General features: G+C 43.1%; 19 protein-coding genes and 2 tRNA genes. 7 read left to right on the top strand and 14 right to left on the bottom strand.

Features of this window, described 5'->3' with window-relative positions:
- Positions 1–65: 65 nt before the first annotated feature.
- A complete protein-coding gene (locus ACEYKX_RS09900; RefSeq protein ID WP_373766480.1) occupies positions 66–281 on the top strand; it encodes an alternative ribosome-rescue factor A in 216 nt (71 codons plus the stop codon).
- A 26-nt stretch (positions 282–307) separates the two neighbouring features.
- On the opposite strand, the gene ACEYKX_RS09895 is transcribed toward ACEYKX_RS09900, so the two are convergent.
- The 12 genes from ACEYKX_RS09895 to efeO form a co-directional block, all read right to left on the bottom strand.
- On the bottom strand, positions 308–571 hold the full coding sequence (locus ACEYKX_RS09895) for a GlsB/YeaQ/YmgE family stress response membrane protein (protein ID WP_373766481.1): 264 nt from the start codon (positions 569–571) through the stop codon (positions 308–310).
- Between the two features lie 164 nt (positions 572–735).
- Entirely contained in the window at positions 736–1,041 is a 306-nt protein-coding gene (locus ACEYKX_RS09890) for a hypothetical protein (protein WP_373766482.1), read from the bottom strand.
- A 43-nt stretch (positions 1,042–1,084) separates the two neighbouring features.
- Positions 1,085–2,656 (bottom strand): glutamine-hydrolyzing GMP synthase, encoded by a 1,572-nt coding sequence (gene guaA, locus ACEYKX_RS09885; RefSeq protein ID WP_373780716.1) that lies wholly within the window; start codon positions 2,654–2,656, stop codon positions 1,085–1,087.
- 43 nt (positions 2,657–2,699) lie between these two features.
- On the bottom strand, positions 2,700–3,101 hold the full coding sequence (locus ACEYKX_RS09880; RefSeq protein WP_373766484.1) for a GFA family protein: 402 nt from the start codon (positions 3,099–3,101) through the stop codon (positions 2,700–2,702).
- Between the two features lie 76 nt (positions 3,102–3,177).
- Entirely contained in the window at positions 3,178–3,846 is a 669-nt protein-coding gene (locus tag ACEYKX_RS09875) for an HAD family hydrolase (protein ID WP_373766485.1), read from the bottom strand.
- Positions 3,847–3,926: 80 nt separating this feature from the next.
- Positions 3,927–5,390: an IMP dehydrogenase gene (guaB, locus tag ACEYKX_RS09870; RefSeq protein WP_373766486.1), complete on the bottom strand. Its 1,464-nt coding sequence runs from the start codon at positions 5,388–5,390 to the stop codon at positions 3,927–3,929.
- A 176-nt stretch (positions 5,391–5,566) separates the two neighbouring features.
- Complete coding sequence (gene glgA, locus ACEYKX_RS09865; RefSeq protein ID WP_373766487.1) at positions 5,567–7,000, bottom strand: glycogen synthase GlgA; 1,434 nt, start codon at positions 6,998–7,000, stop codon at positions 5,567–5,569.
- A 93-nt stretch (positions 7,001–7,093) separates the two neighbouring features.
- Complete coding sequence (gene glgC, locus ACEYKX_RS09860; protein WP_373766488.1) at positions 7,094–8,365, bottom strand: glucose-1-phosphate adenylyltransferase; 1,272 nt, start codon at positions 8,363–8,365, stop codon at positions 7,094–7,096.
- 29 nt (positions 8,366–8,394) lie between these two features.
- Complete coding sequence (glgX, locus tag ACEYKX_RS09855) at positions 8,395–10,380, bottom strand: glycogen debranching protein GlgX (RefSeq protein WP_373766489.1); 1,986 nt, start codon at positions 10,378–10,380, stop codon at positions 8,395–8,397.
- A gap of 24 nt (positions 10,381–10,404) precedes the next feature.
- Positions 10,405–12,618: a 1,4-alpha-glucan branching protein GlgB gene (gene glgB, locus ACEYKX_RS09850; protein ID WP_373766490.1), complete on the bottom strand. Its 2,214-nt coding sequence runs from the start codon at positions 12,616–12,618 to the stop codon at positions 10,405–10,407.
- A gap of 393 nt (positions 12,619–13,011) precedes the next feature.
- Complete coding sequence (gene efeB / locus ACEYKX_RS09845; protein ID WP_373766491.1) at positions 13,012–14,208, bottom strand: iron uptake transporter deferrochelatase/peroxidase subunit; 1,197 nt, start codon at positions 14,206–14,208, stop codon at positions 13,012–13,014.
- 9 nt (positions 14,209–14,217) lie between these two features.
- The gene (gene efeO / locus ACEYKX_RS09840; RefSeq protein WP_373766492.1) at positions 14,218–15,030 is read right to left on the bottom strand and encodes an iron uptake system protein EfeO; all 813 of its coding nucleotides are present in this window, start codon (positions 15,028–15,030) and stop codon (positions 14,218–14,220) included.
- Positions 15,031–15,222: 192 nt separating this feature from the next.
- On the opposite strand from efeO, the gene ACEYKX_RS09835 reads away from it, so the two are divergent.
- From ACEYKX_RS09835 to ACEYKX_RS09810, 6 genes are all read left to right on the top strand, one after another.
- Positions 15,223–15,298: transfer RNA gene (locus ACEYKX_RS09835), tRNA-Gly, on the top strand.
- Positions 15,299–15,312: 14 nt separating this feature from the next.
- Positions 15,313–15,386 (top strand) — tRNA-Cys (locus tag ACEYKX_RS09830).
- Between the two features lie 148 nt (positions 15,387–15,534).
- Positions 15,535–16,692: a tRNA guanosine(34) transglycosylase Tgt gene (gene tgt, locus ACEYKX_RS09825; RefSeq protein WP_373766493.1), complete on the top strand. Its 1,158-nt coding sequence runs from the start codon at positions 15,535–15,537 to the stop codon at positions 16,690–16,692.
- The gene (locus ACEYKX_RS09820) at positions 16,685–17,197 is read left to right on the top strand and encodes a hemerythrin domain-containing protein (protein WP_373766494.1); all 513 of its coding nucleotides are present in this window, start codon (positions 16,685–16,687) and stop codon (positions 17,195–17,197) included. The genes tgt and ACEYKX_RS09820 overlap by 8 nt, the downstream gene beginning before the upstream one ends.
- Positions 17,197–17,436, top strand: coding sequence for a sulfurtransferase TusA family protein (locus tag ACEYKX_RS09815; protein WP_373766495.1), 240 nt, complete (start codon positions 17,197–17,199; stop codon positions 17,434–17,436). Before ACEYKX_RS09820 ends, ACEYKX_RS09815 begins: the two co-directional genes overlap by 1 nt.
- A gap of 186 nt (positions 17,437–17,622) precedes the next feature.
- Positions 17,623–19,365 carry a hypothetical protein gene (locus ACEYKX_RS09810; protein ID WP_373766496.1) on the top strand — a complete coding sequence of 581 codons (1,743 nt, stop codon included), beginning with the start codon at positions 17,623–17,625 and terminating at the stop codon, positions 19,363–19,365.
- 41 nt (positions 19,366–19,406) lie between these two features.
- Here the strand turns inward: ACEYKX_RS09810 and ACEYKX_RS09805 are convergent, their stop codons facing one another.
- Both ACEYKX_RS09805 and ACEYKX_RS09800 read right to left on the bottom strand, forming a co-directional pair.
- Positions 19,407–20,015, bottom strand: a complete 609-nt coding sequence (locus ACEYKX_RS09805; RefSeq protein ID WP_373766497.1) for a TIGR04211 family SH3 domain-containing protein — start codon at positions 20,013–20,015, stop codon at positions 19,407–19,409.
- Positions 20,016–20,086: 71 nt separating this feature from the next.
- Positions 20,087–21,349 (bottom strand): inorganic phosphate transporter, encoded by a 1,263-nt coding sequence (locus tag ACEYKX_RS09800; protein ID WP_373766498.1) that lies wholly within the window; start codon positions 21,347–21,349, stop codon positions 20,087–20,089.
- Between the last annotated feature and the right edge of the window lie 15 nt (positions 21,350–21,364).

The following is a 21,364-nucleotide window of genomic DNA, read 5'->3' as shown; positions in this document are numbered from 1 at the left end:
GTGCGTAGTTGGTTTTGAGAAAATACAAACTTTATGTGAGTGCAAAAATGGAAGGATATTTTATCATGAAAACTCAAACCAACTACGCACACGAGCGCGGTGACATTCAACAAAGTGCCATTAAGGCATTAGTTACGGATAAGCTATTCAGAAGCCGAGTAGAACGAAACCGAAAAGGGAAAGGCAGTTATCAACGTAACGCCAAACATCGAAAAGGTTATGACAGAAGTGAAAGCCCATTTAAAAATGTTCTGACGAATGGTTTTAAATGGGCTTTTTAGTCGGTAAAACACGGATATGCCCGGCACTATTTTTTCATGATACGGAAGTGACGTAACAGAAAAATGAGTACACAGGCGCCCAATACACCGAAAAGTAAGCCGGATACGTTAAAACGTCCGGCGGCATGAGCGGAACCGATATCCAGCAGATCGCCGAACAACCAACGCCCTAATGAAGAACCGATGATACCGATGAGGACATTCATACATAATCCCATTTCACTTTTCATGACTTTTTCGGCAATCCAGCCGATAACGGCACCGACAATAATCGCTGAAATCCACCCCATACAGCCTCCTATTTGTTTACAAGCGGTCTGATTCTAGCATTATTTTGCAAATATGAGTTTAAAGAAAAATTAAATGTATGATAGAAAAAAAGTGAACATGATGTTCACTTTTTTACGGTTTAAGTGTCGGTGTGGGAATATGTTATCGTATTTCAATAAAATACTTACTTTTGATGCATAAAGAGAAAATGAACTGCTTGGAACTTATCATTTCTTTTAGCAAATTGCTTAATAATAATTTCTCTTAAATCAGCTTTAAAAGCTGGAAATTTTTTCAACATATCATCAAGTTCTTTATAATCATCAAAGGCTTGACTCTTTAATTCTTCAAGAATTTCTTTGGAAAACTTTTCTTTAAAGACATTATTTATATTTTCTTTAAATTTAGGATCTTTCTGAAATTCTTCGTGAAGAACCGCATAAGCAGTAAACACATGATCTTTATTTATTTCATTAATGTTGGTAGTCATAACACTTTCCTTTTGATAGTTTTAATTGTGAGTGTGTATTTTGCTACTCCCACTCAATCGTCGCCGGCGGTTTGCCACTGACGTCGTACACCACTCGGGAAATGCCGTCTACTTCATTGATAATGCGGTTGGAGATTTTACCGAGTAAATCGTATGGTAAATGCGCCCAATGGGCGGTCATAAAGTCGATGGTTTCGACGGCGCGCAGGCTGACAACCCAGTCGTATTTGCGTCCATCGCCCATTACGCCTACAGATTTGACTGGTAGGAATACGGTAAAGGCTTGGCTGACTTTGTAATACCAGCCGGATTTATAGAGTTCCTCTATAAAAATGGCGTCCGCTTTGCGTAATAGATCACAGTATTCTTTTTTGATTTCACCCAATACACGTACGCCCAAGCCCGGTCCCGGGAACGGGTGGCGGTTCAGCATTTCCGCCGGTAAGCCGAGCGCTAAGCCGATTTTACGTACTTCGTCTTTAAATAATTCACGCAACGGTTCAACCAAGCCGAGTTTCATATAATCCGGTAAGCCGCCGACATTGTGGTGAGATTTGATCACGTGCGCTTTGCCCGTTTTGCTCGCCGCTGATTCGATCACATCCGGATAAATCGTGCCTTGCGCCAACCATTTCACCGAAGTCAGTTTTTTCGATTCATCATCAAACACATCGACGAACACTTTGCCGATGGTTTTGCGTTTCGCTTCAGGTTCATCAATGCCTTTGAGTGCGTCTAAGAAGCGATTTTCCGCGTTCACTCGAATGATGTTCAAGCCGAATTTATCGCCGAACATCTCCATAACTTGATCGCCTTCGTTAAGGCGTAATAAGCCGTTATCCACGAAGACGCAGTGCAAGTTTTTGCCGATAGCGCGGTGTAACAGCAGTGCGGTGACGGAGGAATCTACACCGCCGGATAAACCTAAAATCACTTCGTCATCGCCGACTTGCGCTTTAATGCGGGCAACGGCATCTTCAATGATGTTATCCGGTGTCCAGTTGGTCGCGCAGCCGCAAATGCCGATCACAAAGTTTTTCAATAATTCCAAACCGCTTTTGGTGTGGGTCACTTCCGGATGGAATTGCACACCATAGAAACGACGGCGTTCGTCGGACATCGCCGCAATCGGGCAGGTTGAGGTTACCGCCGTGGTTTGGAAGTCGTGTGGCAATCGAGTGACTTTATCGCCGTGGCTCATCCATACGTCGAGTTTCGGGCTACAAGCGGTCGGATCATCGTTCAATTTTGCAAATAATGCATCTTGCACGTGCAAATCAACGGAAGCGTAGCCGAATTCACGATGGCTGGACGGTTCGGTCAATCCGCCGAGCTGCATCGCCATGGTTTGCATACCGTAGCAAATACCCAGCACCGGCACGCCGGCGTTAAACACATATTCAGGCGCACGCGGGCTGTTTTCTTCGGTGGTACTTTCAGGACCGCCCGAAAGAATAATCCCCGTCGGGTTAAATTCACGGATTTGCTCTTCCGTCACGTCCCAAGCCCAAAGTTCACAGTAAACCCCGATTTCACGCACACGACGTGCGATCAGTTGGGTATATTGTGAACCAAAGTCAAGGATTAAGATTTTGTGGTTGTGGATGTTGTTCATTGTGTTTCTCTGTTTTTGTAAGAATTTGCTTAAAGTTGATTGCTTATTCTAAGCCTAATGTTGCTAAAAATTCTTTCTCCGTTAATTTAGGAACAGCATTGCCTAAATAGTAAAAAGACGGTTTACGATCAATATAAATTTCCTGCTCTAAAGTAAACTCGTTTTCCGCACTAAATAAACCGGCGGACAGTTCATAATTATCCGTACCTAATAAATGATAATATAAATGCGTGCCGCATTTCTTACAAAAAGCACGTTCCGCCCATTCGGAAGATTGATAACATTGGATGAAATCTTCACCTGAAATATCTAATTTTTGTTGATAACTTAAAGAAAATAACGGACTGCCGTTCCAACGGACACAAGTCCCGCAATGGCAGGCATGAACGTTTTTGTTTTCGGGTGCAGTGATTGTCACTGAACCGCATAAGCATTGACCTTTCATTTTTTTACTCCTTAGTCATTTATAGTGGAGACAAGCGGTGCGATTTGCATAAAACTTTGCAAAATCCGACCGCACTTTATTCGGCATGGAGCCGTTTAATCACCGCCAAAATTTCCGACATATCTTTCCCTATGTAATCTGCCGGGGATTGATCGATGATCATGCGTTTTTCTTCGTAGCCGATAACGGTGAGCCCTGCGCCTTTGGCGGAAATCATACCATAATAGGAATCTTCTACGGCAACGGCGTGTTCGGCGCAAACACCTAATGTTTCTAAGGTATAACGGTAAATCGCCGGATCAGGCTTGCTGTGGGCGAAGTCGTCGCCGGTGACGATCAGGTCAAAATCATCTTTGATGCCGCACACGGTCAAGATATTATTGATATGCGACAGGGCGGAAGACGAGGCCACCGCCAGTTTGATGCGGTTGGCTTTGGCAAAGGCGATAATTTGTTTAATATCCGAACGGAAAATCGCTAAGTAATCCACGTTGTCAAATAAATCGTTAAAAAAGGCTTGATAGCGGGTTTGAATTTCTGCCAACGGTAAGCTCGAACCGCTCAGTTTTTTGACGATTTCAGGGATTTCTCTTAAGGACTTGCCGACCACTTCTGATTGTTGTTCAAGCGTAATCGGGCGGTTATGTTCCTGAATATCGGCAATAAACTGTTTCTGTAGAGTGAATTCGACATATTCAGTGTCGACAATCACACCGTCCATATCAAAAATAATGGCTTGTAACATGACGTTCTCTTTTTGGTGACAAGCGGTCGGAATGCGCTCAACATTTGCAAAATGTTAGGAAAATCCGACCGCTTGTAAGGTTAGCCCATCCGATAATTCGGCGCTTCTTTCGTGATGGTCACGTCGTGAACATGGCTTTCTTTAATGCCGGCACCGCTGATACGAACGAATTGGGCTTTGGTTCGTAATTCGTCAATGGTGGCACAACCGGTCAGCCCCATACAGGAGCGCAATCCGCCCATTTGTTGGTGGATGATTTCTTTGAGCAAACCTTTGTACGGAATGCGTCCTTCAATGCCTTCCGGTACCAATTTGTCGGCGGCGTTATCGGATTGGAAATAACGGTCAGAAGAACCTTTTGACATCGCGCCGAGTGAACCCATTCCGCGATAAGATTTGAATGCTCTGCCTTGATACAGTTCGATTTCGCCCGGGGCTTCTTCCGTGCCGGCAAACATGGAGCCGACCATGACGCAAGAGGCGCCGGCGGCGATGGCTTTGGCAATATCACCCGAATAGCGGATACCGCCGTCGGCGATAACCGGAATGCCGCGATCTTTTAACGCCTCTGCTGCATCGGCAATGGCGGTGATTTGCGGCACGCCGACACCGGTGACAATGCGGGTGGTACAAATAGAGCCCGGACCGATACCGACTTTCACCGCACTTGCACCGGCATCAGCAAGAGCGATTGCGCCCTCAGCGGTAGCGACGTTACCTGCGATGATTGGTAAGTTAGGATATTTTGCACGAGTTTCGCGAACGCGTTGTAATACGCCTTCGGAATGCCCGTGGGATGAGTCGATTAACAGTACGTCCACGCCTGCTTTGACTAAGGCTTCAATGCGTTCTTCATTACCCGGACCGGCACCGACCGCCGCACCGACGCGTAAACGTCCGAGGTCGTCTTTACAGGCTTGCGGTTTGCTTTCCGCTTTTTGGTAGTCTTTCAGCGTAATCATGCCTTTCAATTTGAATTCGTCATTCACGACAAGCACTTTTTCAATGCGGTGTTGGTGCATTAACCCGAAAATTTCTTCGCGTGACGGGTTGCGCTGTACGGTGATTAAACGCGCTTTCGGGGTCATTAATTCCGCCACGGTTTTGGTTAAATCGGTAATAAAACGGGTATCGCGCCCGGTAATGATCCCGACCAAATTTTTATTTTCATCCACCACCGGGAAGCTGGCAAAGCCGTTTTTCTTCACGATTTCATTTAATTCCGCTAAGGTTAAATCCGGTCTGACGGTAACGGGATCGGAAACCATACCGCTTTCGAATTTTTTCACTTTGCGCACGCGATCCGCTTGGCGTTCGATACTCATATTTTTATGAATAAAACCAATGCCGCCTTCTTGCGCAAGGGAAATTGCCAGTTTGGTTTCGGTGACGGTATCCATGGCGGCGGATAACATGGGGATATTTAATCGGATGGTTGAGGTGAGTTGGGTGGATAAATCGGCGGTATTCGGAAGCACGGTAGAATGTGCCGGGATGAGAAGTACGTCATCAAATGTGAGCGCCTCTTTGATTACTCGTAGCATTGCAATAGTTCCTCAAATAGATAAATTTAAAACAAACTTGGAAAAATTGCGGGCGGATTATACAGAAGAGAGGAGTGTTTGTAAATTCCTAAGCTCACGACAAGTGGTATGATCTTCTCGATATTTTGCAAATTAAGTCGATTCCCCTTTCATTAAGTTGAAAGGGGAAATCGAATTTATAGGATTTCTTGGTAAAGCTCTTGATATTGTTGAGCAACTTTTGCCCAGCCGAAATCTTGAGCAAGTGCGTTTTGACGAACACCGGACCATAATTTTTGTTTTTTCCATAAATTAATGGCTCGGAGTGTTGCTTCAAAGAAATCGTTGGCATCCGGATGTTTGAATACAAATCCGGTTGCGGTGCGGTTTTCAATGGTTTCTTTATGGCTGTCGTTGACGGTATCAGCCAGTCCGCCGGTTTTACGGACAAGCGGAAGCGTACCGTATTTTAATCCGTAAAGTTGTGTTAACCCGCAAGGTTCGAAGCGGCTAGGAACAAGGATTACATCCCCTCCGGCAATGATTTGGTGGGAAAGCGCTTCATCGTAACCGATTTTTAAACCGATTTTTTGCGGATAACGGGCTTGAGCCTCACGTAATGCATGTTCCAAATCAGGTGCTCCGCTACCCAATACGATAAGTTGCACTGGATGTTGCATGATTTCATCAATTTTTGCTAGCAGGAAGTCCGCACCTTTTTGTTCGGTTAAGCGGGTTACCATCACCATCAGCATGGCTTCTTTATCTTCCGGTAAGCCGAAAATACGTTGAAGTTCCGCTTTATTTTTAGCCTTACCGTGCATATAGCTCGGGCGATAATTGGCAACGATATTGGTGTCGCTATCCGGGTTCCAAACCGTGTCATCTACGCCATTGAGAATACCGCGAAGTCTGCCTTCCGCTTGGCGGGTTTGGAGTAAGCCGTGCATACCGCCACCGGCAATCGCTTCAGTAATTTCTTGAGCATAGCTTGGGCTGACGGTGGTAATACGATCGGCATAGTATAAACCGGCTTTGAGGTAAGACATTTCACCGTAGAATTCTAATCCGTCGGTATTTAAGAATTCCCATGGCAAAGCTAATTCACCTAAGTGGTGTGCTTGGAAGCGCCCCGGATAAGCAATATTGTGTATGGTAAATACGCTTTTTACCGGGCTATTCCAACTCTTCAGATATGCACAAGCCAAGCCTGCCTGCCAGTCGTGAGCGTGGAGAATGTCTGCGCGTCCCCACCAATTGTCTAGACCTTCAGAAAGTTGTGCCCCTATATAGCTGAGTAATGCAAAGCGTTTATAGTTATCGCTGTAGTCTTGGTAGTTGTCGTCATAATAAGGTAAACGACGAAAGAACAAATCCGGAGCATCGACGACATAGACGCCAAGTCCGTTAAAATAGGCAAAGCGTAACGTCACGATACCGGCAAACGTATTGAGTGTAACGATTTCAACAGGAGATTCGAGTTTTTCAGCTACTTGAGGATAATATGGGAGTAATACGCGCACATCATGACCGGCAGTTTGTTGTGCGTAAGGTAATGCACCCATAACATCAGCTAATCCGCCCGTTTTGATTAGCGGATACATTTCCGAGCAAATATGTAATATTTTCATTGAGTATTAACCAGTTTAACAATCATCAGGAAAATATAGCTCCCTCCGTCTATTGAGAAGGGGGAGCTGATATTATGAAATTAAGCCGTTATATTATTTAAGTGCGTCAAGCATTTTTTGACATACTAAAACAATACCGCCTTTGCTGATTCGGAACCGTTTAGCGTCTTCTTCCGGATTGACACCGATTTGTAATCCGTCAGGAATAGTACAATGGCGGTCGACAACAGCACGTTTAATAATACAATTTTTACCGATGGTAACTTGAGGAAGTATCACGGATTCCTCAATGACACTTTCTTCATCAACGTGTACGCGGTTAAATAAAACGGAGTTACTGATTTCAGCATCGGTAATTACGCAACCGCCGGCAATTAATGAGTTATCCAAGGTTCTTGCCCGAGACTTTTTATAGAAGAAACGAGCAGGGGCGGTTTGTTGCGGACGGCCGTGGATAGGCCAAGACTCATCATATAAATCTAATTGCGGTTGTTCACTGACAAGATCCATATGTGCCGCCCAGTAGCTATCAATCGTACCTACATCACGCCAGTAAATAGTACCTGTTGTGTTACGACCTTCACAAGAGCGTTCAAACGGGTGCGCATAAATTACACCTTGTTCAACGGCTTTCGGAATAATATCTTTCCCGAAATCATGTGAGGTGTCCGGGTTGCTGACTTCACTTTCCAACATCTCATAGAGATAATCGGCATCAAATACATAGATTCCCATTGATGCAAGGGATGATTCCGGTTTGTCCGGCATGGTAGGCGGATCAGACGGTTTTTCGACGAATGCTTTGACTTTCAATTTTTCGTTCACGGCCATAACACCGAATTCGGTTGCTTGTTCACGCGGTACTTCAATACAACCGACAGTACATTTTGCGCCGGAATCTACGTGATCTTCTAACATTCTGTTATAGTTCATTTTGTAGATGTGGTCGCCGGCAAGGATAACAACATATTTAGGACGATAGTGGGATTTCATCATCGCCATATTTTGGTATACCGCATCGGCTGTACCGCGGTACCAAGTGTGTTCATCAATTTGCTGACGGGCAGGAAGCATATCAATATATTGGTTACGTTCATAAGGTAAGAACGACCAACCGCGTTGTAAATGACGGAGAAGTGAATGTGCTGCATATTGTGTAATTACTCCAACTTTAAGTAGGTTAGAGTTAATACAATTTGATAAAGCAAAGTCAATAATACGACGACTACCACCGAAATAAACAGCCGGTTTTGCACGTTTATCCGTAAGTTCATACAAACGAGATCCCCGCCCGCCTGCAAGGATAAGTACTAAGGTTTGCTCGGTCAAATTGCGTCTACTAGTAGAAGCTTCCTGTTTCAACATATTGTTATCTCCAAATTGAATAATTAAACTTAATTCCTTTGAAGTACGCATACCTCAATATTTTTGAGGGTAACTGCAAGCGTATCAGTCATCAGAGTCGCTTTTTCCGTACCTAAAAGTATTTGCCAATTTCCTTTAGGTAATAAGAACCGTTGTGCTGTCTGCTTGGCATTGACTAGTATCAGCCATTTATTTTCTAACAATATTTGGATGGCTTTAATCGAATGGTCATGCCAATCATTAAATTGAATATGTTGACCGTCAGTGCGTAACCACTGAACGGAATTACCAGCCCACCATTTATCATATTGGGAAAGCAGTGGGATTTGTTTTCTTATCGAAATAAGTTTAGCGGTATAGTCAATAAGATCTTGGTCTGCATTTATCCAATCTAACCATGTCATCTCATTATCTTGGCAGTAGCAGTTATTGTTACCTTGTTGGCTATTACCTAATTCATCCCCGGAAAGTAGCATTGGGGTACCGCCGGACAAAAGTAGCGTTGCTAATAGTGCTCGGCGTGTAGCATCTCGTTTTGCCAAAATTGTAGAATTGCTTGTTTCGCCTTCTATACCATAGTTATTGCTAATATTATCACTATGACCGTCACGATTATTTTCACCATTTGCCCAGTTATGTTTTTCGTTATAACTCACAAGATCTTGTAACGTGAAACCGTCATGTGCCGTAATAAAATTTATACCGTTTGATGGCAGGCGGTTTCGGGCGAAAATATCATCACTTGCAGCAAAGCGACGGGCAAATGCCGCTAAATTACCACTCTCTTTTAAGAAGAAGCGACGTATATCATCACGATAACGATCGTTCCATTCTGCAAACGGTTTTGGAAAGGAGCCTAATTGATAACCGCCCCAACCAACATCCCAAGGCTCAGCAATCATTTTTACATGCGATAAAGTCGAATTACTGTAAATTGCCGTGAAAAATGCGGAATGTTCAGAAAATGTAGGTGTTCTGCCCAATACAGCACCTAAATCAAAACGGAAACCGTCAACATGACATTCTTTTACCCAATAGCATAGACAATCGATAACCCAACGTAGTACAGCGACATCGGAAGATACGTTTAATGTATTACCACATCCGGTCCAATTGAGGTATTCGCTATTATCTGTTAACCAGTAGTAAGCTTCATTGTCGATTCCCCGCTGGGAAAGCATAGGACCGTCTTTTCCACCTTCTGCCGTATGGTTGAATACCACATCCATAATAACTTCAATACCTTCTTTATGAAGCGTTTTGACTAAATGCTTAAATTCGTTTAACGGATCATCTTTGTTATAGGCCAGTTTAGGATCTACGGCAAAATTTCCTAGTACGTTATATCCCCAGTAATTGCACAAACCGATTTTCTGTAAATGCGGCTCATCAATATGATAAGTAATCGGCAATAACTCAACCGCAGTAATACCTAATCGTTTTAGGTGAGCAATAGACTCAGGATGAGCCATACCGGCAAACGTACCGGCAATCTCTTTTGGTACTTTGGGATTTATTTTACTAAATCCTTTAACATGGGTTTCATAAATAATTGTTTCAGCCCATGAGGTAAAAGGCTTATAATCACCTTCCCAGTCAAAAGCGGCACGATCTACAACAATCGATTTCGGCGCTAAATGGGCGTTATCTCTTGGGTCGTTCCAATGAAACCACTTATCCGCTTCATCACTGCTTAAATCAGGCGAACCGACTAAGGCATTAGCATAGGGATCAACCAATAATTTTTGAGGATTAAAAAGATCCCCCAATTCTTCATTGACTTCGCCGTCTACACGAAAACCATAAACGGCTCCGGCAGTTAATCCCACAAGGAAAATGTGCCAAATTTCATCTGTTTTAACCATGGGAAAGCGAGTTTCACCATGGTCGGTAAAAATTGATAGTTCAACCGATCTGGCTCTGCGAGAAAAAAGCGCAAAATTAACGCCAGATTTCCCGTTAATCACCGAAACACGGCTACCTAACGGAAACGGTCTACCAGCAAGGTATTCCATAATAAACCTTTAAATTTATAGTTGTTATTCTTTAATAATAAATAATGTAGCAAGTGGCGGTAGTGTTAAACTGATTGAATACGGTTTATTGTTTTTTGGAATTTCTTCACAAAGAATTTCACCGAAATTTCCCACATTACTACCCATATAATAAGCAGAATCGGAGTTAAGTACTTCTTTATATTTCCCCATGCTATTGACACCAATTTGATAATGGTGACGAGGAACAGGGGTAAAGTTACTAATAACAATAATGCTTTTTCCGTTTTTTGCTTTACGTTCAAATGCAAATACGGACTGCTCGGAATCATCGACTACAAGCCATTCAAACCCTTCAGGAGAGTAATCAAGCTCATAAAGTGCTTCCGTTGAAGTATAAAGACGGTTTAAGTCTCGTACCCAATTTAATACACCTTTATGCCATCCTCCGTTCTCATCACCAAGTAAGAACCAATCTAAACTTTCTTGGTAATTCCACTCACGGCCTTGGGCGAATTCATTCCCCATAAAGAGTAATTTTTTACCCGGATAACCCCACATATACCCATAATAGGCGCGTAGGTTTGCAAATTGCTGCCAACAGTCTCCCGGCATTTTACCGAGAAGCGAGCCTTTACCATGTACTACTTCATCATGGGAAAGCGGAAGCATAAATTTTTCACTGTACTGATAAATCATGCCGAAAGTCATTAAATCGTGATGATATTTACGGTGAATCGGTTCTTTTTGCATATAACGAAGCGTGTCATTCATCCACCCCATATTCCATTTATAGTCAAAACCCAAACCGCTAAATTCGGCAGAATGGGTAATGCCCGGGAAGGATGTGGATTCTTCGGCAATAGTCGCACTTCCTTCTGCTTCTTTTTTGAGCATTACATTTGTGCCACGTAAGAAATCCAACGCTTCTAAGTTTTCACGACCGCCGTAGCGGTTCGGAATCCACTCACCGTCTTTACGGGAATAATCACGATAAATCATCGATGCAACCGCATCTACACGTAACGCATCGATACCGAAGCGTTCGATCCAATAAAGCGCATTACCGGTCAGATAGTTACGCACTTCATTGCGACCGTAATTGAAAATTAAGGTGTTCCAGTCTTGATGATAGCCTTCTTTCGGATCAGCATGTTCATAAAGATGTGTACCATCGAATGAGGCCAGTCCGTGATCGTCCGTCGGGAAGTGACCGACTACCCAGTCCAAGATTACATTGATTCCCGCACCATGTGCTTTGCTAATCAAATGGCGTAACCCTTCTGGCGTACCAAAACGGCTGGTCGGAGCATAAATCCCGGTCGGTTGATATCCCCAAGAACCATCAAACGGGAATTCGGAGATCGGTAATAATTCAATGTGGGTAAATCCCATCTCTTTGACGTAAGGAATAAGCTCGTTCGCAATTTCTTCGTAATTCAGCCAATAATTATTTTCTAAATTACGGCGCCAAGAGCCTAAATGAACTTCATAAACGGAAATCGGACGATCGGGATCGTTTGCTCTGTTGCGTTCTTGGTTTCTTTCGACAATCGGCGGTAAGCCTGAAGCCACGGAAGCTGTATCAGGGCGGAATTGTGCCGAGAAAGCATAAGGGTCAGATTTCAAACGAATTTGCCCATTTTTATCCAGTATCTCAAATTTATACAACGTGCCTTTTGGTGCATTCGGAATAAAAATATCCCAAATACCGCTGCTCGGATGGAAGCGCATTGGATGGCGACGTCCGTCCCAAAAATTGAAATCACCTACCACGGAAACACGTCTTGCATTCGGCGCCCAAAGGCTAAAATGGATGCCCCCGACGTTGTTTTGCGTAACAAGATGTGCACCGAGTTTTTCATAAGGGCGGACATGTGAACCTTCGGCAAGCAACCAATTATCGAGATCACTGATATGTGATTGGAAGCGATAAGGATCTTCAATATCAATTTCGGTATGGGCATATTTCACAACAAAGCGATAAGCTAAATCAGTAGAGTGATTCGAAAGTTTGGCGACGAAAATGCCGGCATCATCAATTTTTTCCATTGCTGAAAGCGGCTTACCTTTCACATCGATCACATTTGCTTGAAGAGCTTCGGGCAAGTAGGCGCGAATGACCACCCCTTCTTTATCGTCACTGTGAATGCCTAAATAGGAAAAAGGGTCTCGACAATAGCTTAAAGAAAGCTGTTTGATAAATTCAGCATCAGTTTCAGTTTTTTTATAGCGAGGTGGGGTTAAGGATTTCTTCATATTGCTCTCCTTGGCCAAACAGCAAATATAGATATGGCAGATGAAAACGATTGCATGGAATGTATCAAAAAAAGCTTTACAAAACAATCTTAAAATTTGATATAGATCACAATTATGAAAATATAAAATGAGCCCTTTAAAAATCAACAGGTTGTACCACTGAAAATTATACTGATAAATTATTTTTAATTAAAAGTTTTTATCAAAATGTATTTGAAAGTAAGTTATGTAAATTATCGTTTGAGCGTAAAATACGTAAAAATTATGAGATAAAATATTGTGTGATTTCTGTATCGCAATACAGAAAATTTGCAAAAAATAATGCCAAACGTACCGCTTGTTTATATTGTCGACATAAACGCCCGGTATTGCCCGAGCGTTTATACTGAAGAGTTAAATTTGATCAAACAGTGCTTTTCCCAAATAATCATGTTCGTTTTTGACGCCGGCAAAGCACGCAAATAATCCGCTACCGATATGGGTAATGTATTCGTTCATCTTGTCGATATTGCCAAGGCTGTTTTGAATGGTGATAAATTGTTGCGGATCTTTTTGGAACGAGATAAACAACAAACCTGCATCAAACTGCCCTGTTTTCGGATCAACACCGCTGGCATAAGAGAAGGAACGTCTTAACATCTGTAACCCTGTCTTTTTCGCCAAATGCAAATGGGAAATTTCAGGAATAACCGGATTGCCTTTTTCATCTTTCTGCTCAAGATTAACCGTATCAAACTCTTGTTTCTGACCAATCGGCGCACCGCTATCCCGATGACGACCAAAGGTTTCTTCTTGCCCGTTGAGATTTGTGCGATCCCAAGTTTCCAAGTGCATCTGAATACGGCGAGCCACTAAAAATGTACCGTTTTTCAACCAGTTATCGTCCTGATACCAAACGGTTTCATCAAGGGCTGTGCCTTGCGGATTACCCGTGCCGTCTTTAAAACCGAACAGGTTGCGTGGTGTATCGCCTCCCTCAAAAGAGTTGAAACCCGCTTGGCTCCAACGCATTGTAATGTTCGTACGAGCGGCACGCACCAAGTTACGCACGGCGTGGAATGCCACCTGCGGATCGTCGGCACAGGCTTGGATACAGATATCGCCGCCGGTGTAATGCTCTTTGAGCTGATCACGTGGAAAGTGCGGTAGATCTTTAAGCTGTTTTGGCTTGAACTGTGCGATACCCAGCTTATCAAAGAAAGAGGCAGTGACACCAAAGGTTAGCGTGAGATTGTACGGATTTAAACTGTCCGCTTCGCCCGTATCGGTTGGCGGAATATAGGCATTGTCAGGGTAGCTTTTCACATTCAGCCCCTGCGTTAATTTCGCACTATAATCCGTCCACATTTTAAACATCTCTTTGATTTTATTGAGATCGGTGGAATGCAGATCTAACACCATAAAATAAATCTGTTTTTGGGCAGGCGTGGCAATGCCCTGTTGATGTGTTCCGTAAAATGAATAGATATTTTTAATTTTAGGCGTTGCTCTCGGCTCCAAGGCAAAAGCGGTGCCAGCCATCACGCCGGCACCCAATACCGCAGCTTGTTTAAGGAAGTCACGACGAGCAGTAGAATTTGTTCCGCTCATAACTTATCCCTATTTACCAAGAAGAATACCCATTTGAGCTAAAGGCTCGCCTAATTTATTCACGGCTTCTGCCAGTGCTTTAATATCTTTGTCTGTTAAGGTGTTATAAGGCACATAGTTATAACCATCTTTTGACTTATTATGTTTCGCCAATAACACATTCACATCTTGGAAGCGATCGGCAATCTCTTTTGCCAATTTCGCATCTTTTTGCTCTAATTTTGCCTTAAAGATCTCATAAATTTTTTCCGCCCCTTCGATGTTGGCTTTGAAATCGTAAAGGTCGGTTTTTGAGAAAATCTCTTCTTCGCCCGTTACTTTTGTGGTGGACACTTCATTTAACAAATCCACCGCACCGGTAATCATTAAATCAGGGGTTACTTCCGCCGTTGGAATTTTCGCACGCAGTTCTTTCACATCTTTGATCAACTGATCAGCGGTCGTTTCTGTGCCTTTCGTCGTATTTTGCTCCCAAAGTACTTTCTCAATTTTATGGAAACCCGACCAATCTTTCTCGGTTTTCCCTTCTTCACTTAAATCCGCAAGACGAGCATCAATACGCGGGTCTAAATCGCCAAAACTCTCTGCAATCGGCTCTGAACGCTCAAAGTACATACGCGCAAGCGGATAGATTTGCTTCGCTTTTTGCACATCACCGGTTTTCAAATAGCCGACGAATTTTTCAGTATCAGACACTAAGTGATCCATTTGACCGGTAACGAATACTTTGTAACTTTGGACTTCTTGAGAAAAATCTGCGGAATACGCAGATGTTGTAAAAAGTAGTGTTGAAACAGCTAAAGCAAGGGATGTAATACGCATAGTCGCTCCTTAATAAGTGGTAAATAAGAGTTATTCTCAATAAGTTAACTTCTTTTATGATTTGATGCAATAGATTTATTAAAAAATCAACGTTATGCCCTTTTTTTCATCAGTCAACATGAATTCGATAAATAAAATTTGACACTGAAATGAAAATTCGTAAAATGCACTCCGTTTTAACACAACTCAAATGCGGGAATAGCTCAGTTGGTAGAGCACGACCTTGCCAAGGTCGGGGTCGCGAGTTCGAGCCTCGTTTCCCGCTCCATTTTTTCCCCTTATGGCGCGTTAGCAAAGCGGTTATGCACTGGATTGCAAATCCATGTAGCTCGGTTCGACTCCGGGACGCGCCTCCATCGATCTCCTTAGATTTAATTTGATAACTCTATTTTTTTGGTAATATTCAGTGGATGAGGCTATTCGCATAGACATTCGCTTTCTACTGTGAGTATCGGTTAAAATACTGTCTTATTGATATACTTGAACTGTTTATTCGAGGATTTAATGAAATACGAACTTAAAAAAACAAACAGCAACGCTCGTCGTGGTCGCTTAACGTTTTCTCGTCCTAAGGGCGAGTATCACGTTGAAACCCCTGCATTTATGCCTGTCGGGACTTACGGCACGGTTAAAGGTATGACCCCTGAAGAAGTGGCGCAAACAGGCGCGCAAATTCTGCTTGGTAACACTTTCCACCTATGGTTACGTCCAGGGCAAGAGATTATGCGTCAGCACGGCGATTTACACGATTTTATGCAATGGCACGGTCCAATTCTTACGGACTCGGGCGGTTTCCAAGTTTTTAGCTTAGGCAAATTACGCAAAATCAAAGAAGAAGGCGTTTATTTCCAAAATCCAATCAGTGGCGAAAAAGTCTTTTTATCCCCTGAAAAATCAATGGAAATCCAATACGATCTCGGCTCGGATATCGTGATGATTTTCGATGAATGTACCCCATACCCAGCGACCTTTGATTATGCAAAACAATCTATGGAAATGTCGCTACGTTGGGCGAAACGCAGTCGTGATCGCTTTGACGAACTGCAAAACCCAAATGCTTTATTTGGCATTATTCAAGGGGGCGTTTATGAAGAATTGCGTAAAGTTTCCGTGGAAAAACTGGTTGAAATCGGCTTTGACGGCTATGCGGTGGGCGGTTTAGCCGTTGGCGAACCGAAAGAAGATATGCACCGCATTTTAGAATATGTTTGTCCGCAAATCCCAGCCGATAAACCTCGCTACTTAATGGGCGTTGGTAAACCTGAAGATCTGGTGGAAGGCGTTCGCCGTGGGATCGATATGTTCGACTGTGTAATGCCAACCCGCAACGCACGCAACGGACATTTATTCGTCACCAGCGGTATTGTCAAAATCCGCAATGCGAAATATCGCAACGACATCTCACCGCTTGATCCTGAGTGTGATTGCTATACCTGTAAAAACTACACCAAAGCCTATCTATATCACCTTGATAAATGCGGTGAAATTTTAGGGGCAAGATTGAACACCATTCACAATTTACGTTATTACCAACGTTTAATGGCAGAAATCCGCCAAGCGATTGACGAAGATCGCTTTGATGATTTTGTTGTCGAATTTTATCAACGCATCGGCAAGGAAGTACCGCCGTTACAATTAGCCAAAGAAGGTGAAAATGCTTAATTTAGAACCTCAAAAGTTCGTCACTTGGGACGAACCGATTGAAATGCTTTATGCTTGCCACGGAAAAGTCAAAAGTTTCTGCCGTCAGTTACAACTGTTGCCGGATTACTTAGCGAAAAACGGGGTAAATCAAGCGGTCAAAAATGATGTGCAGCAGATCTTAAATTACTTCAATCAATCTGCCCCTTTACACCACGATGACGAAGAGAAAGATTTCTTCCCTGCATTGATTAAACAACGCCCAGAAGCCCAAACGGACGTAGATTTACTCGAGGCACAACATATTGAATTACATCGAAATTGGGACGAACTCTCCACCCAATTAGTCGCCTTACTCAATGGCGAAATTCAACAAATTGACCGAGAGCTAATCCAACGTTTTGTGGCAGGTTATGATCAACATATTGCGATTGAAGAACCGCTTTTTGAATTAGGGCGAGAGCATCTAAGTCAAGAAGAACTCAACTCAATCGGGCAAATTATGGCGGATCGCCGTAAAGCATAATGGAATATCAACTTGATTTGTCCGATTACCGTTGCCCGTTGCCGGTATTAATGACAAAGCGTGCACTGCATTCCTTGATGCCGGGAGAGCGGTTGAGCGTAATTGTACGCCACGATGTCAGTTTGAATGATTTTGCGTTATTGTGTGAGAAAATCGGTGCACGGCTTTTACAGTCTGAGTGTTTAAATAACGGAAAATGGACGTTACAGTTTGAATTACAAGCGGTCAGTTCCGACTAAAAATTTGCAAAAGCTTCATGATGGGATCATGAAGCTTTTTTTTATGGCCGATTCATTGAGGTCATATCAGTTTGCCATTTATTGAGAACCATATTGAATCTTGATTTTTATCAATACCTTATGCAATTGATTTCCGAATAATGAGATTGTTCTTCGTTATCCTTTCATTTCTGACTTGGAGGTTCTATGACTAAATTATTTTTCGGACCGGTTTTGTCATTTCGCGGTTGTACTGAAGACGAGTGGAAAGTATCGGCGCTCATTGCCGTCGACAGCAGAGCATCGGTGCCTCAAATATTGCTTGACGGCAAGCCGACACCTCCGCCCCGTATATTATTGGAACACGGCGGGCGGACTTATTTTCGCTATGATTTAAGTTATCCTCAACAGGAACAAGAAGTTTGTGTACCTTATACCGTTGTCGGAGTGGGCGAAACATGGCATTTTACGATTCCCGCGAAAAATACGGCTCCGCGTGTAACCTATGTATCTTGTAACGGGTTATCCGATCCGAACGGATTGCGCAAATTAATTAAAGCAAAAAATTCGGTGTGGACGGATTTACTTTCTAACCATGATAAACGGTTAAGACCGACCAATTATCAATTAGACAAAGAGCAATTATGGCACGAATCGCGTATTCACGATAAAGGCATTCAACGTTTTCATTTGCTTATCATGGGGGGCGATCAACTTTATTTGGATTCCATGTGGGAAGATATTAAATTGATGAAAAAATGGATTGGTATGTCTCGGCAAGATCAGCTGAAATATCGCGTTCCCGAAAAATTAGATAAGGAAATCGAAAGCTACTATATTCATCATTATTGTGAAAGTTGGTTGTCAAAAGACCGTAATCCATGGGGAGCCAAAACCAAAACGCTGGATTCGGCGTACGGCATGGCGAATATTCCGACAATTATGATGTGGGATGATCATGATATTTTTGACGGTTGGGGGTCTTATTCTAAAGAAATGCAACAAAGCCCGATGTTTCAGCGACTGTTTTATCATGCCCGCAGAGCATTTTGGGTGTTCCAAATGCAGCAATGTATCGAAGATTTGCCTGAGTTAACGAGACAGAACAACCCGTATATCCGTAGCGATGATCCGCTTTTTGAACCTATTACATGGTCAAATCAGCTTAAACATGATAATTTGGCACTGCCGTTATTTGACGGTCAAGCCAGTTTCTCTTTTGCGTATCAAATCGGACCGTTGCAAATTGTCGTGCCGGATTTGAGAACGGAAAGATCCGTCAATCAAGTTCTCGGACCGAACACGTGGAGTGCGTTACACAGATGGTTCGGTCAAATTCAGGATAACGGCAGTTGTCGCCATTTATTGTTTATTTCTTCCGTACCGGTCGTCCACCCTAAATTGTCTCTTGCAGAAGCCTTTCTGGATAATTTGGGTTCGGATCATGTTTTGGACAGCAGTGCGGATGATTTGAAAGATCATTGGGCACATGATAACCATGAAGGTGAGCGGAAACGGTTGGCGGAAACATTATTGCGCTTAGCCAAAGAGAAAAAGGTTAAAGTGACGTTTGTTTCAGGTGATGTGCATGTGGCGGCGTGGGGAGTTTTATATAAGCAGGATGTTGCACCAAAAGAGAATTGGGCACAAATTCATCAACTGACTTCTACGGCAATTGTCCATCCTTCACTTGTTTCCATTATGGAGCGACTGTTTTTAAATGTCTTGAATACGGTAGCGAAGAAAAAACAAGCATTGGATGTGAACCTGTTTGCAGAGATGATGTTGTTTCCGAACGCCAATCGCTATGTCATGGCTACCCGTAACTGGTTAGCAATTGAATTGGATAATGCCCCGAACAATACCAAACTTTGGGCAACATGGCGGTGCGAATCGCAAGACGGGTTCTCTAACCATTTACTTGCAATTGATTCGATTTCATGCTCATAGTGATAACGAAGCCTCGAACATTCGAGGCTTCAGTTTTAGGGTTATGCCCAACCATTATTACGTTTACGGCGGGGAAGAAGAACCGGAATCAGCAGTCCCAGTAATAAGCCTACGCCTAATACCGAACCGCCGTAAATAAAGTACTGAATCATGATTTCACGAGATTCCGCATCTTGTAGCGTCTCAAGATCGCGGTTTTTATTTTTCAAAATATCCAATTCGCGTTTTAATTGGGCATTTTGTTCAAGTAATTGGTTGCTTTGTTGTTCCGCCAATTGTGTGCGACGTTGCATTTCGGCGGTACGTTGTTGCCAATCTTTGTCTATCGTATTTAGTTTAAGCGAAAGTTCTTGGACTTGCTGCTGCAATTGAGGTGTAAGTTCTTTCGAACTTGGTGTAGAAGTTAATTCCGAATTGAGAATCCATGCCTCTCGATTTTTGCCGTCACGAATTAATGCATAGCGTTCTTTCTTGTCGATTAACGTCACTTTCTCACCGGCTTGAATTGATCCCGAAATTTTGTATTGATCACCCGGACCTTTTCTTAAATAAGTATTCAGGTTTTCTGTGACGTATTGTGTTTCGGCAATCGCATGAAGTGAGGAGCCAAGTAATAAACAAGCAAGCAAAGCAGAAATTCGTTTTGACATAAGAGGTTATCCTTATTATTAAAAAAGAAAAGAGAAGTACAACGACGTACTTCTCTTCATGTTATAAAAAATCAGTAGAAAGTTGCACTTAGAATATAGTAAATAATAATTGCAAAAATAGCGCCTGCCGGTAGTGTGATTACCCAGGAGGCGACAATATTACGGATTACCGTCAAATTCAGTGCGGCAATACCGCGTGCAAACCCGACCCCGAGTACCGCACCGACCAACGTTTGTGTGGTTGAAATCGGTAAACCCGTACCGGAGGCCACAACAACGGTCATTGCCGTTGCAAATTCGGCGGAGAAACCGCGACTTGGTGTCAAGTCGGTAATTCCTGTACCGATGGTTCCCATGACTTTATAGCCCATGACGGCCAAACCGACTACGATACCGGTTGCACCTAACGGTAAAATCCACGGTGCAAGCGTTGATTTTGCTTGAATAACACCACCGTTTTCGACAATGGAAACTACCGCTGATAACGGACCTATCGCATTAGCAACATCGTTAGAACCGTGAGCGAATGCCATAGAGCAAGCGGTTAATAGCATTAAGATACTGAATACTTTTTCTACTCCGCCGAACGTACCGCCTTGTACACGGTTTGCAAAAGATTGGCTACGGAAGTAGAAAAAACAAGTGATGATCGAAGTAACGGAAATGGCGCTTGAAATCAATAAGGTTTCACTGGTAGTTAAATGTAAACCGACGTGTTTCAAACCTTTCGTCATGGTTACAATGCTCAAAATAAACGTCGTCAACCCCATATAGAACGGACCGTATTTTTGTGCATTTTTCATTGGATTATCCGTATCGAAAATCAATTTTTGAGTACTGGTAAAGATCGCATAGGCAATAATACCCGATACTACCGGTGTTACGAACCAACTCCCGACGATACCGGACAAATCCCCCCAATGAACCGCTTCGGAACCTACCGTTACCAACGCAAAACCAATGATGGCACCGATGATGGAGTGAGTGGTGGATACGGGCCATCCCATTTTGGATGCAAGTAACAGCCAAGAGCCGGCGGCAAAAAGGGCGGCCATCATGCCTAATACCAACGTATCCGGTCTGCCGGAGAATTGATGGATATCAATAATCCCGCTTTTAATTGTTTCGGTGACTTCACCGCCGGCTAAATAAGCTCCGGCGAATTCAAAAACCATCGCCACTAAAATCGCTTGTTTAGCCGTAATGGTACCTGAACCTACAGAGGTTCCCATGGCATTCGATACGTCGTTTGCTCCGATACCGAACGCCATAAAAAAGCCAAAGACGGCAGTAATGATGACAAGTAATGTGCCATATTCGTGAATTAGTTCCATAGTTTTTTTACCTAT

Origin of the sequence: Glaesserella sp., from assembly GCF_041817755.1 — a bacterium.
Taxonomy (GTDB): domain Bacteria; phylum Pseudomonadota; class Gammaproteobacteria; order Enterobacterales; family Pasteurellaceae; genus Glaesserella.
The sequence above is the reverse complement of the archived record's forward strand: the minus strand, read 5'-3'. Positions and strand labels throughout refer to the sequence as shown.